Below are 12,837 nucleotides of genomic sequence, written 5' to 3'. Positions count from 1 at the left end.
TCAGGCACTTATAAATACTTAAATGGAATTGATATGTTAAAACCTATTCTCGCATTAGCAGTTCTTACCTTATCTGGATGTGCAATTATCCAGGAGCCTCCAATACATGGTACTCCTGACGCTGTATATACGACTAAGAGTGATACAAAAAGCGTTGCATTATGCATTGCTGATGTCTTTGCAGATTACGACCCTTACATTTTAGCTGGCTATAAAGAAGAATTCTGGGGTTATAAGATTAATTATTCCGCCGGGCCATATGGCGAAGCTGAAATTTACAAGAAAAATAACGTTACCACTGTAAATTATTTTGATCAGAATAATTCAGACAAGAAAATGGTAAAGCATCTTAAAGACGGCATCCAAAAATGTGTAAATAAGGTGTACGACATGTCTCCAGTGGGTGGTAAACAGCCAGATGGAAGCGTAAAACTCTGGTAATATCTGTCAGGATATCACATTATATTATCGATCAATTCAGCACCCTGATTTTTTGGATTACCAACGGCACGCGACACTGCGTGCCAGATAAACTTGTCGGCGTCCATTGTGCCGTCGGCAACTATCTCTTCCGCTTCTTTCCCGCCTATATCCTGACGCATCCACTCCCTTGCAGCTTCCGGTGACAGAACAAGTGGCCGGCGGTCGTGAATGTCGACCAAACCTTTATCAGCTGCAGACGTCACTATCAGGAAATCTTCTGCTCCATCGCCGCGTTCGAATGGCGTACTGCCGTAAATATCGGCTCACCGTCTGCCCGGTGAATGAAATATGGCTGCTTCTTGTCGCCCTCCTTCTTCCACTCGAACCATCCATCAGCAAAGCAGATTGCCCGGCCATGCTGCCAGAGAGGTTTAAACATGCGGCTGGTGGCAGCGGTTTCGACACGCGCGTTTATCAGTGGCTGTTATCCCACCACCCGGGAGCGTAACCCCAGAAAACAGGATCGAGGTACAACAGCTCGTCTCGTCCGCTCAGCAGCAGAACTTTTGTACCTGGCGCGACGTTGTACCGGCCAATAGGTTCCGGGTCATAGGCAATGTCGCGATCGGCTTTATCGGCCAGGTAAGCCAGATATTCTTCACGGTTAGGGCTTATGCAAAACGTCCACACATAGAAACCTCCAGCCAGATGTCAGACTGAAAGTATAGGGCAGGGAGAAAGTAGCACGCGCTGGTTAAGTCTTACAAAAGGATTTGCGGCGATTATGCTGATGAGGAAGGAATGCGTAAAGTGGCGGGTTGCGAACTGGAAGGAACTAAGCAAAGGGGGGGCGATTTTGGGGCTGAAATGAGCTGCTGGGGGTGAATTTTGGGCCGTTTAATATCCTACATACTCCGTTATCGTCTGGTAACGGACTGAATATGTTATCGTTTTTTTCGATAATTTATTGAATGTGGGAGGATCTAAAAACCAAAACAATAAATCATGCAAATTTATCAAAGAAGCAGAACGGTCACCGTCACGGCGATAAACGCAATAAACAGCAGCACCATCACCGCTATCGCAAAGGTCGTGGAATCCTGAACGTAGGTTTTTTCCTCCCCCTTCATTGGGCCAACAAGCATGATCCAGATGAAGATAAAGGTCACTGAGGCAATCACGACTGAAACGAAAAACAAACTTTCTCTCAATTCATAACCTCAACGAGAACCTTTCGGGTGCTGTGCGGGGACGTGCTGCGGTGAAAATGTAGAATAACGAAGGTGTATATATGCCAGACCAATAAATCATGAAAACTTATCGGTCTGACAGGACACCTGTGGGGCGTTATGCCACGTTGCGGGCATGCCCGGCAAGAACGGCCAGCGCTTCACCGTTTTCGATAGTGATGTATTTACCCTTAACGGCCAGCATTCCGCTTTTCTGAAAACGGCCCAGCAGACGGCTGATGGTTTCCACGGTCAGGCCCAGGTAGTTACCGATATCGCCACGCGTCATGGTCAGACGGAACTCACGCGGCGAGAAGCCACGCTCGGCGAAGCGGCGGGAGAGGTTGTAGATAAACGCAGCCAGGCGCTCTTCTGCATTCTTCTTGGAAAGCAGCAGAATCATGTCCTGATCGCCTTTGATCTCACCGCTCATCAGACGCATCATCTGCTGACGCAGGTTAGGCATCTTGCCGGACAGATCGTCCAGAGTTTCAAACGGGATTTCGCAAACCATCGAGGTTTCGAGTGCCTGAGCAAAGCTCGGGTGGTGGCCCGTGCCGATAGCATCAAAGCCTACCAGGTCACCCGCCAGATGGAAGCCGGTGATCTGCTCGTCGCCCTGTTCGGTAATGGTATAGCTCTTGATGGTGCCAGAGCGGATAGCATAGAGCGATTTCAGTTCGTCTCCCGCTTTAAACAGCGTCTGCCCTTTCTGAATAGGCTTTTTGCGCTCGATGATATTATCAAGCTGATCGAGTTCATGCTCATTCAGGGTAAACGGGATACAGAGCTGGCTGATGCTGCAATCCTGGCAATGGATAGCACAACCGCCAGACTGAATGCGTCGTATAATTCGCTTTTCCGGGATCATAGGTTTGCTCAAGCCTTAATTGATATTGGTCAATTTTAACATCTTTTTGGTAAGTACGTAAGCCTGACAAACCCTCAATAAGGACAAGAGACGGCAACGTGTCGCCATCTTCTTGAAATTCCACAGCTTGATCATGGATTTTTAGCCTAACCGGAAGAAAATTAAGCACAAAAAGCCTGGGATCTAGAGCAAGAGATACCCTTCGTGACGCAGTAACCATTCTTTTCGCTGTACCCCACCGGCATAGCCGGTCAGGGTGCCGTTGCGGCCAATCACGCGATGGCAGGGCACCACGATGCTGACCGGGTTAGAGCCGTTCGCGGCACCCACTGCACGTGCAGCGCCTGCGCGACCTAACTGCTCTGCAAGCTGCCCATAATGCATGACCTGTCCGCAGGGAATGGCCCGCAGCGCCTGCCACACTTCGCGCTGAAAAGACGTGCCTGCCGTGGCGGTTGGCAGGGTGTCAATGATGCTGAGATCGCCTTCGAAGTACGCCGCCAGCTTGTCGCTCAGTCCGCCCGGGTTGGTGGCGCGGATACGTTCATACCCCTGGGAGCGGTAGTGAATAGCGAGCAGTTCTTCCATGCGGTCGCTGTGCTCTTCCCACTCAACGGCGCGCAGGCAAAACTGCTCGTCGGCGATCACCCACAGCGGCCCAAGCGGCGTCGCAATCTTATCTTCGAGTAATCTCAGCATCCTCTTTCCTTTAGTTCAGCCTTGGGTAAATACCCGGTCCAATCGGCAGGCCGACAAGATACCACGCCACCAACATGACCAGCCATACCCCTAAAAAGATAAGCGGATATGGCAAGACCAGCGAATAGTAAGTACCCAGTTTGGCTTCCGGTTTATAGCGCTGGAGGAATCCTAAGAACAGCGGAACAAACGGCGAAACCGGCGCCAGTGGAATGACCGAAGAGTCCGCGATACGGAACAGGATCTGCGCGAAAGCCGGGTGGAACCCCAGCATCATAAACATCGGCACGAAGATCGGGGCCAGAATCGACCAGATGGCGGAGCCGCTGGCGATAAACATGCACAGCAGCGATGAGAGCAGCGCCAGGCCGACAAATGCCGGTACGCCGCTTAGCCCGGCCGCCTCCAGCGCGTCGGTCAGACCAACGGCCATAAACTTGCCCATGTTGCTCCAGTTAAACATGGCCACAAACTGCGCCAGCGGGAATACCATCACGATAAAGCCCGCCATCTCCTTCATCGGCTCGATCATCAGCTGCGGCAGATCGCCCTGGCGGCGGATTTTGCCGGTGGCAATGCCATAAGCAAGAGAGACGACAAAGAAGAAGAGGATAATCAGCGGCACAATGCCCTGGATAAACGGCGAGGGCAGGACGGTATGTTTTACCGGATCGCGCAATATCCCGTTTTCCGGCACCACCATCAGCGCGATCAGCGCGATAAAGGCCAGCGAAACGGCGCCGGCCACGCGCAGGCCGAAGCGCTGCTCTTTGCTCAGGGTTTCCAGCTTTTCATCGCTACGGCCTTCCCATTTACCCAGGCGCGGCTCGATGATTTTATCGGTAATCAGCCCGCCGACAATCGTCAGAACAATGACCGAGCTGGCCATAAAGTACCAGTTGTCGATCACGCTGACGTGCATGGCCGCATCGATGGTTTTCGCCGCCTCCGTGCTGATGCCAGAGAGCAGCACGTCGGTGGTAACGATCAGCAGATTGGCGGTGAATCCACAGCCCACGCCGGCAATCGCCGACAGCAGGCCCGCCACGGGATGACGCCCGACGGCGAGGAAGATCAGCGCCCCCATCGGCGGCATAATCACCAGCGCGGCGTCGGAGGAGATATGGCTGAAGAAGGCGATAAATAGCACCATGTAGCTCGCGTAACGCGCGCTGACGTGAGAGGCCATTTTCACCATCAGGGCCGGTAACAGGCCCACGCGCTCCGCGAGCCCGGCCCCGAGCACCAGCGCCAGAATGGCACCCAGCGGGGCGAAACCGCTGAAGTTCTTAATCACGTTGGGTAAAAACCAGTGCAGCCCGTCAACGCTGAGCAGGTTTTTCACCGCCACCAGGCTGCCGTCGGCCGGGCTGCGCACGCTCACGTCAAAGGCGGAGAGTACGGCGGTGGCGACCATCAAAATCACAATCAGATAGATAAAAAGCAGGAAAGGGTGCGGCACTTTATTGCCGATCCTTTCAACCCAGCCATAGAGCTTACCGGATGGGGAATGCGAAGGTATGGATGACATACTCATGGGCGTTCCTCGGGAGTGTTGTGTTGTTGTGTTGTGTTTTTTTATTTTAAAGGTGACGGTGTCACGCCGTGTGGGATCGGACACGCGTACGGTTTTTCTTGTATGTGTTGTTCAAACTCTTCACGGCATTTTTTCAGCAGCAATGCGTCCTGCAGCAGGTTGAGCGCGGTCGCACCCATCACTTTCCCGGCCAGCAGCATCCCTTTGTGGGCAATGGAGGTTCGCCCCTGCGCCACCAGCTGCCAGGTGTGCAGCGGCGTGCCGACGGTAAAGCAGGGGCTGAAGCACTGGGCAACCGGCATTTTCCAGCTGACGTCACCCACGTCCGTGGAGCCCGCCAGCACGTTGTCGGTGATGGCGTACGGCGCGACTTCATCCACCAGCAGCGTCTGCTGGTGGCGACGAGCAAAGGCTTTCCCGGCGTCGCCACCCGTTGCGGCAATATTTTTGAGGCTGTTCTGCAGATCGTCCGGCGTCAGCGTGGCGCGGATCTCGCGGGCAAAGCCGCGTTCTTCCTCCGTCCAGGCAGGCGTGCCGTAGTGCTGCAGGGCGCGATACATCGCCGCCTCAAGCGTGCGGTTCGGCAGGTAGCTGGAGCAGGCTTTGTCAAAGCGGCACTCGACGGTGGTTTCGGTCATCATTGCCGCGCCCTGGGCGATTTTCTCGATACGTTCGTAGATTTGCTGCGCATCGGCCATCTCCGGGGCGCGGATCAGGTACAGCACCTCAGCCTGCGCCTGCACCACGTTGGGCGAAATCCCGCCGGTATCGGTAATGGCATAATGGACGCGCGCTTTTTCAATGATGTGTTCGTTGAGGAAGTTGGTGCCGGTGGTCATCAGCGTTACGGCGTCCAGCGCGCTGCGCCCCAGATGGGGAGAGTTGGCCGCATGCGCCGCCACGCCGTGAAAGCGCCACGCGGCCTGAATGTTTGCCAGCGTGCTGACGTTAAACATGCCGGCAAAGGCTTCCGGATGCCAGGTGACGGCGGCGTCGACGTCGTCAAACAGGCCTTCGCGCACCATAAAGGTTTTCCCGGAGCCGCCTTCTTCGCCGGGGCAGCCGTAAAAACGTACCGTCCCGCTGCCGCCGTGCTGCTCCAGCCAGCTTTTTACTGCCACCGCGCCCGCCAGCGCCGCGGTGCCTAAGAGATTATGCCCGCAGCCGTGGCCGTTGGCCCCCGGCGTGGCGGATTGCGCGGTCGCACAGTGCGCCTGCTGGCTTAACCCTGCCAGCGCATCGTATTCGCCGAGCAGGGCGATAACCGGTTTCCCGCTGCCGAAGCTGGCGATAAAGGCGTTGGGGATGCCGCCGGCTTCGCGCGCGAGCGTGAAACCTTCGGCTTCCAGCGCGCTGGCAAGCCGTTCGGCTGACCAGAACTCTTCAAAGCGGGTTTCAGGATGATCCCAGATCTCGTCGGCAATGTCGGTTAACGTGCGACATCGCGTGTCGATCGCATCGGCAATAAAAGCGTAGCTGTCCTGCATTACACACCTCGCGTCCACGGGAAATTGAGCGCAGTCCGCGCCAGGGTTTCGATGGCAATAGTCATGACCTGCTCATCGAAGTCGAATTTTTCGTTGTGATGTCCGGCGCTCAAATCTGTGCCAAACACCATATAGGACGCCATGCCGCCGTTCTGCTGCACGCGGGCCATCATCAGCGTGGCGTCTTCGGAACCGGCCGGCGCTTTGACCTTATCGATTGCGTGCATTACCCCGGAAACCTGGCTGGCCTGTTCGCGCAGATAATCCACCCACGCCGGTGTCGGCGCGCTGGCGGTGGCAGCCCCCATCAGGCGCATCTCTGCCTTAACGCCGTAGAGTGCGGCCGCGCCGTTAATAACCGCCTGCGCGCGTTCAAAGACATACTGGTTAATGGCTTCGGTTTCGCCGCGGGTTTCAACCTTCATCAGGGCATTGGCGGGCACCACGTTGCGTCCGCTGCCCGCCTGCAGCACGCCGACGTTCACCCGCGACGCGCCTTCGCTATGCGGGGCGATGCTGTGCAGGGCGAGGGCGGCCTGCGCGGCGGCGAGCAGGGCGTTACGCCCGTCCTCCGGTTTACCGCCCGCGTGTGCGGCAACGCCGGTAAAGCTCACGTCGAACTTGGTGGTGGCCATAAAGTTATCGCTGCCGCAGACCGTCGTCCCGGCAGGCACGCCGGTACCAATATGGATGGCGGTGAAATAGTCCACGTCGTCCAGCGCCCCGGCGGCAACCATGGCGCGCGCGCCTCGCGTCCCTTCTTCGGCAGGCTGGAAGATCAGCTTGACGATCCCGTTGAGCTGCGCTTCATACTGCTTTAGCACCTGCGCCAGACCCAGCCCGATCGCGGTGTGGCCGTCGTGCGCGCAGGCGTGCATCATTCCCGGATTGCAGGAGGCAAACCCGTCGCGGAACGGGCGATGGCTTTCATCGCACGCTTCGCTTAAATCAAGGGCATCCATATCCACGCGAAACGCCAGGGTCGGGCCAGGGCGGCCGGTATTGAGAGTCGCCACAATACCGGTAAACCCGCCTTCAAACGGCGGCAGCCATTTCTCAGGTGCGCCTTGCGCGCGGGCGCGGGCGAACTCGCGCGCCAGGGTGGCATCGTCGGGCAACCCCATCCGGCTTTCGGCATCCACGACGTCGCGGCCCATCGCCAGCGCGTAACCCAGCGAGCCCAGGATTTCCGCGACTTTCGCCGCGGTACGAAACTCTACCCAGCCGGATTCCGCAAAATGGTGAAAATCGCGCCGCCATGCGCTCAGCTGCGGCGTTAAGGTCTGGATGTAGTGCGCCAGTGTGTGCATATCTGTTCCCGTCATCATTAAAATATGTGAACTGCTTCACGCTGTGATAGTTTTTACTTATCACTAACCGATTTTTCACAGTTTTAACCGTTCAGGAATTACCCTCGCACATCCCTTTCCATTAAAGTAGATGACAGTTTCTTTACTCTGATAAACAACGGTTATCGGTCGGGCTATGTCATTTCAGATTAAATTTCATCAAATCCGGGCGTTTGTTGAAGTCGCGCGTCAGGGCAGCATTCGCGGTGCCAGCAGGACGCTGAATCTTTCGCAGCCGGCGCTGACCAAATCCATCAAAGAGCTGGAGGAAGGCATGGCGGCGCAGCTTTTCGTGCGCAGGAGTAAGGGCGTCGCGCTGACCGAATGCGGTGAGGGCTTTTACCAGCGTGCAAGGTTGATTCTGGAAGAGCTGCGCGCGGCGCAGGATGATATCCGTCAGCGGCAGGGCGAGCTGGCCGGGCAGATCAATATCGGGATGGGGGCCAGCGTTTCACGCAGCCTGATGCCCGCCGTGATCACCCGCTTTCACGCGCAACATCCGCAGGTTAAGGTGAGGATTATGGAAGGGCAGCTGGTGTCGATGATCAATGAATTACGCCAGGGAGAGCTGGATTTCACCATCAACACCTATTATCAGGGGCCTTACGACCACGAGTTTACGTTTGAAAAGCTCTTCGAAAAGCCGTTTGCGGTATTTTGCCGGGAAGGGCATCCGGCGACGGGAGCAACCACTATTAATGAACTGCTGCATTATAACTGGACAATGCCAACGCCGCGGGGAAGTTATTATAAGCAGCTGGAAGAGGTATTTAATCATCGCTCGCAAATACCGCGAATCGGCGTTGTCTGCGAAACGTTCTCCTCCTGTATTAGCCTGGTCGCGCAAAGCGATTTTTTAAGCATTTTACCGCAGGAGCTGGGCTGCGACCCGCTGCTGGCGCACCGGCTGGTCATGCTGCCTGTGGTCGAATCGCTTCCAAAAGCGGCATATTATTTAATTCAGCGCCGTGATTCACGTCAGACGCCTCTTGCTGAATCTTTAATTACGCAATTCAGAAGGGAAGCAAGAAAAATAGTCGTAGCATGAAAATGAGAACATAAAAAAACAGGATCTGCCCGACATCAGACAGATCCTCCAGTACACACAGCAGTGCGTCCTTTCGCCAATCCTGAGTATTATTTCCATGAAGCAGGTTTATTTAGGTATAACACCTTTCCCGAAAAAGGGAAGGGGGTTGAGTATTTGATTTTACGAAAATTTAACACAAATCACTTATTTTACCTTTGCTGAAATTTTAGTTAAGTCATGTTTAAGTCCATTTTATAAATACTATATATATTCATCGGGTTAATATTTATGGCGCGCGACGGCGTACAGCGGTGATTGAGGCCTGCCTCAGGCGCAGGTATAGTACCGTCCTCAGCTGTAGCCGGAGGATGCCCATGAACCCTGACGACAAATCCTTTTTTCTTGACGCCATGGAAGATGTCCAGCCCCTGAAGCGCTGCGCGGATATCCACTGGCAGCCCAGCCGCAATACCCGGGCGCGCGAAGAGGTGGATAATGAACAGCTGGATAACTTCCTGACGCTGGACTTTCTTGACGTTCTGCCCCTTGAAGAGCCGCTGGCGTTCCGGCGCGAAGGGGTACAGCAGGGCGTTATCGATAAGCTGCGCTCGGGTAAATACGCCCGCCAGGCGAGCTTAAACCTCTTACGCCAGCCCGCGGAACGCTGCCGCCAGATGCTGTTTTCGTTTATTCGCCAGGCCGGGCGTGACGGGTTACGCAACCTGATTATCATTCACGGGAAAGGGCGCGAGCAGAACTCACATCCGAACGTGGTGCGCAGCTATCTGGCGCGCTGGTTAACCGAGTTCGAGGAAGTGCAGGCTTTTTGCGTGGCGCTGCCGCATCACGGCGGCAGCGGGGCATGCTATGTCTCGCTGCGCAAATCCGATGAAGCGAAACAGGAGAACTGGGAGCGGCACGCCAAGCGCAGCCGCTAGCGGGCGATTTCCTCGCCCGCCGGTGACTCAGAAGGTTTCCCAGTTGCTGTCGGTAGAGGCGGTTGTCGTTGCCGGGCGCAACAGCTGTGGCGTTTTCACATTGGCCGGGCGTGGAGCTACCGCTTTTTCTTTTCCGTTCAGGCGAAACGCGGCTACGGCCTGGCGCAGCTGTTCGGACTGATCTTCCAGCGCCGCCGCCGCCGTGGCGGACTCCTGCACCAGCGCGGCGTTTTGCTGGGTCACGCTGTCCATCTGCGAAACGGCCAGGCTCACCTGCTCAATCCCCCGGCTCTGCTCGTCAGAGGCCGATGAAATCTCACCCATAATATCGGTCACGCGGGTCACGGCGGCGACAATCTCCTTCATGGTGGTGCCGGCCTCGCTAACCTGCTCAGAGCCGGTATTCACCCGGCTGACGGAGTTCTCGATAAGCCCTTTGATCTCTTTCGCCGCCTGCGCGCTGCGGCTCGCCAGCGTACGGACTTCGCCCGCGACCACCGCAAAGCCACGACCCTGTTCCCCGGCGCGTGCGGCTTCTACCGCCGCGTTAAGCGCCAGGATGTTCGTCTGGAACGCGATGCTGTCAATCACGCCGGTAATGTGCGCAATTTGCTGCGAACTGTCGGCAATTTCGGTCATGGTACGAACCACGTTATCCACCACCTGACCGCCGCGCGCGGCCGTTTCAGAGGCATTTTTCGCCAGCAGCGTAGCCTGACGGGCGTTATCGGAGTTCTGCTTAACCGTCGCCGTCAGCTCTTCCATACTCGCGGCGGTCTCTTCGAGCGAGGCCGCCTGCTGCTCGGTGCGGGCGGAAAGATCGTTGCTCCCTGCGGCAATTTCGCCTGCGCCGGTGTAGATGGAATCGGTGCTTCCGCGTACGGCGCTGACGGTGGTCACCAGCGACTGCTGCATCTCATGCAGGCCGGCGGCCAGCTGACCCATCTCATTACGGCCGGAAAGCGCGATATCCTGCGTCAGGTCTCCCCCTGCAATGGCGCGAATATGGTTCATAATGGTGTGGAGTGGTTTCAACAGCAGGTGTTGTAAACCCTGCCAGATGACCACCAGCACCGCGATAACGGCCAGCAGAATAGCCGCCAGGGTCCACTGCATCTGCGTGAAGCTGCTCTGGTTCTCTTCGGTTGCTGCCTTCAGCAGGGTGTTGTTTTCGGCGCGCCAGCGGTTATAGACCGCTTCCATGTCGTCCTGCGCCTGCTGCGCGTCCAGATCGCCATAGGCCTGATAGTTGTCGGCGCGCAGATACTCAATCGACAAACGCATCACTTCGTGCATCTGGTTCCAGGACTTCTGCATGTCGTTGGTCAAGGTCGCCTCCTGGCCCTTAACCTGCGGCAGCTTCTGCCACTCTTTGTTATAGGCTTCGGCTTTTGCCAGCGAGTCGGCTGCGGTGCCAAGCAATTTATTGATCGCCGCAAGGGAAGCCGGATCGCGCTGGTTTTTCAGGTAGCGGATCGCCACGCGGGTCACGGTGACGCGCGTTTTCACCAGCGTGTTCACGCTGTCGCTCAGGCTCTCCTGCTGGGCATTGAGTACGCCGGAGTTCTGGAAGTTGTGGCGATCGTTACTGACGGCAGAGTAGAACAACCCTCCCGTGACAACTTGCAACAGACAGAATATGGTGAAGGCAAAGATAATACCGGTAATCACGTGCAGATTTTTCAGCATAGCGGTCGTCCGTTAGGGAAAATGCAGGGGTACTTCATTACTATCGTCGTAGAGAATTTAAACTTTAATTAACTTGCGCTTAACTACGGGGTCCTTTAAGGAACCCGTTGTAAATCCGGATCATTTTTATGAGGAAGGTCAGCATGAGCAGCATTGATAAAAGCGGGACGTACGCGCTCGGAACGCGGACGGTTAAACGACTGGGCTATGGCGCGATGCAGCTGGCGGGGCCGGGCGTCTTCGGGCCTCCGAAGGATAAGCAGGCCGCGCTGGATGTGTTACGCGAAGCCGTGGCGGCGGGGGTGAACCACATCGATACCAGTGATTTTTATGGCCCTCACGTGACTAACCAATTGATCCGCGAGGCGCTTCATCCTTACCGGGACGATCTGACGCTCGTCACCAAAATCGGTGCCCGTCGCGATAACAAAGGCGCCTGGCTACCGGCATTCTCCGCGCAGGAACTGACGCAGGCGGTGCATGACAACCTGCGTAATCTGCAGCTTGACGCGCTGGACGTGGTGAATCTGCGGATCATGTTTAGCGCGCACGGGCCGGCGGAAGGGTCGATTGCTGAACCGCTTTCTGCCCTGGCAGAATTACAGCAGCAGGGGCTGGTGCGGCATATTGGCCTGAGCAACGTCACGGCTACCCAGGTTGCGGAAGCGCAAAAGATGGTGCCGGTGGTGTGCGTGCAGAACATGTACAACATCGTGAACCGGGGTGACGACGCGCTGGTGGATCTGCTGGCGCAGCAGGGGATTGCTTATGTGCCATTCTTCCCGCTGGGGGGCTTTACGCCGCTGCAGTCTTCCGGGTTGCAAGCTGTCGCCGACGCGCTGGGCGCAACGGCAATGCAGGTTGCGCTGGCATGGCTGCTGCAACGCTCCCCGAATATCCTGCTGATCCCGGGGACCTCTTCCGTGGCGCATCTGCGGCAAAACCTTGCGGCGGGCGAGCTGCGTTTACCGCCTGAAGCCCTGGAAACGCTGAATTCGCTGAAGGACTGATCGTGACATACGCAAGGCCCGAAGGGCTTTGCGTGCTTATGATCCTGTCTGACTTTTGTGTCTGTGAAGCGCTAACGCTTCCGCCACGATCTCCTGCTTGCTCTTGCGCGTCTCAAAGGCGGTGATTCTGATGTACTCCATCAGGTCGGGATCGATGCGGGCGCTCAACATCCTGAGATCGGCCTCCTTCGCCATACCGCGTGCAACGCGCTTGTCTGGATAATCACGGGCTGGCATAGGAAACGGTCTCCAATAAGTCTTGTTAATTCGTGTTCTAAAATATGCTTCTATCTGACTTTAAAGTCAACCATCAGTGATTCAATAGTGATTTTGTTTTGCTATTTTCTTATTTTAAAAAGTAATAAATAAGTCATTAATTTAAGACTTATGCATTACTTGTTTGACAGGTCCTGTTAACGCTAACCGGGAAGAACCATGAGACGCGTTCCGGGCAGAGGACGCTGCTAAATTAAAACCGCTCAAACTTCAACGCGTTTGGGTTCGCCTCCGGAAATGACCTTGATCCCTGGCCATAATCCGTAATACTGTATCTATATACAGTATCTGGCGAGAAA

The 12,837-nt window shown here is 55.9% G+C and carries 12 protein-coding genes and 1 pseudogene; 4 read left to right on the top strand and 9 right to left on the bottom strand.

Translation table 11 applies throughout. The features are described 5' to 3' along the window. The first annotated feature begins 33 nt into the window (after positions 1-33). Positions 34-441 (top strand): hypothetical protein, encoded by a 408-nt coding sequence (locus M2433_RS04020; protein WP_429052975.1) that lies wholly within the window; start codon positions 34-36, stop codon positions 439-441. A 14-nt stretch (positions 442-455) separates the two neighbouring features. Here M2433_RS04020 and M2433_RS04015 read toward each other — a convergent pair. The 7 genes and pseudogenes from M2433_RS04015 to M2433_RS03985 form a co-directional block, all read right to left on the bottom strand. After that, positions 456-1,115 (bottom strand): annotated as a pseudogene (locus M2433_RS04015) (SOS response-associated peptidase). 324 nt (positions 1,116-1,439) lie between these two features. Then, on the bottom strand, positions 1,440-1,634 hold the full coding sequence (locus M2433_RS04010; protein WP_429052974.1) for a hypothetical protein: 195 nt from the start codon (positions 1,632-1,634) through the stop codon (positions 1,440-1,442). Positions 1,635-1,770: 136 nt separating this feature from the next. Next, a complete protein-coding gene (fnr, locus tag M2433_RS04005; RefSeq protein WP_006174991.1) occupies positions 1,771-2,523 on the bottom strand; it encodes a fumarate/nitrate reduction transcriptional regulator Fnr in 753 nt (250 codons plus the stop codon). A gap of 183 nt (positions 2,524-2,706) precedes the next feature. After that, on the bottom strand, positions 2,707-3,222 hold the full coding sequence (gene ogt, locus M2433_RS04000) for a methylated-DNA--[protein]-cysteine S-methyltransferase (RefSeq protein WP_429052973.1): 516 nt from the start codon (positions 3,220-3,222) through the stop codon (positions 2,707-2,709). A 10-nt stretch (positions 3,223-3,232) separates the two neighbouring features. Continuing rightward, positions 3,233-4,759: a p-aminobenzoyl-glutamate transporter gene (gene abgT, locus M2433_RS03995; protein WP_429052972.1), complete on the bottom strand. Its 1,527-nt coding sequence runs from the start codon at positions 4,757-4,759 to the stop codon at positions 3,233-3,235. 41 nt (positions 4,760-4,800) lie between these two features. Further along, positions 4,801-6,246: a M20 family metallopeptidase gene (locus tag M2433_RS03990; RefSeq protein WP_429052971.1), complete on the bottom strand. Its 1,446-nt coding sequence runs from the start codon at positions 6,244-6,246 to the stop codon at positions 4,801-4,803. Further along, a complete protein-coding gene (locus M2433_RS03985; RefSeq protein ID WP_429052970.1) occupies positions 6,246-7,556 on the bottom strand; it encodes a M20 family metallo-hydrolase in 1,311 nt (436 codons plus the stop codon). The genes M2433_RS03990 and M2433_RS03985 overlap by 1 nt, the downstream gene beginning before the upstream one ends. Positions 7,557-7,731: 175 nt before the next feature. Here M2433_RS03985 and M2433_RS03980 point away from each other — a divergent pair, with 175 nt between their 5' ends. Together M2433_RS03980 and smrA are read left to right on the top strand one after the other, a co-directional pair. Then, on the top strand, positions 7,732-8,643 hold the full coding sequence (locus M2433_RS03980; protein WP_429052969.1) for a LysR family transcriptional regulator: 912 nt from the start codon (positions 7,732-7,734) through the stop codon (positions 8,641-8,643). A 356-nt stretch (positions 8,644-8,999) separates the two neighbouring features. Further along, positions 9,000-9,563 carry a DNA endonuclease SmrA gene (gene smrA / locus M2433_RS03975; RefSeq protein ID WP_429052968.1) on the top strand — a complete coding sequence of 188 codons (564 nt, stop codon included), beginning with the start codon at positions 9,000-9,002 and terminating at the stop codon, positions 9,561-9,563. A gap of 27 nt (positions 9,564-9,590) precedes the next feature. Here smrA and tcp read toward each other — a convergent pair whose 3' ends face one another. Next, positions 9,591-11,252 (bottom strand): methyl-accepting chemotaxis citrate transducer, encoded by a 1,662-nt coding sequence (tcp, locus tag M2433_RS03970; RefSeq protein WP_429052967.1) that lies wholly within the window; start codon positions 11,250-11,252, stop codon positions 9,591-9,593. 143 nt (positions 11,253-11,395) lie between these two features. On the opposite strand from tcp, the gene M2433_RS03965 reads away from it, so the two are divergent. Next, on the top strand, positions 11,396-12,262 hold the full coding sequence (locus M2433_RS03965) for an aldo/keto reductase family oxidoreductase (protein WP_429052966.1): 867 nt from the start codon (positions 11,396-11,398) through the stop codon (positions 12,260-12,262). Between the two features lie 36 nt (positions 12,263-12,298). Here the strand turns inward: M2433_RS03965 and M2433_RS03960 are convergent, their stop codons facing one another. After that, positions 12,299-12,499 carry a hypothetical protein gene (locus M2433_RS03960; RefSeq protein ID WP_429052965.1) on the bottom strand — a complete coding sequence of 67 codons (201 nt, stop codon included), beginning with the start codon at positions 12,497-12,499 and terminating at the stop codon, positions 12,299-12,301. Positions 12,500-12,837: the final 338 nt, after the last annotated feature.

The sequence above is a fragment of the Enterobacter sp. AC1 genome (assembly GCF_050434705.1).
Taxonomy (GTDB): Bacteria; Pseudomonadota; Gammaproteobacteria; order Enterobacterales; family Enterobacteriaceae; genus Enterobacter; species Enterobacter cloacae_L.
Note: the sequence above shows the minus strand (reverse complement) of the source record. Positions and strands in the feature narration are given on the sequence as shown.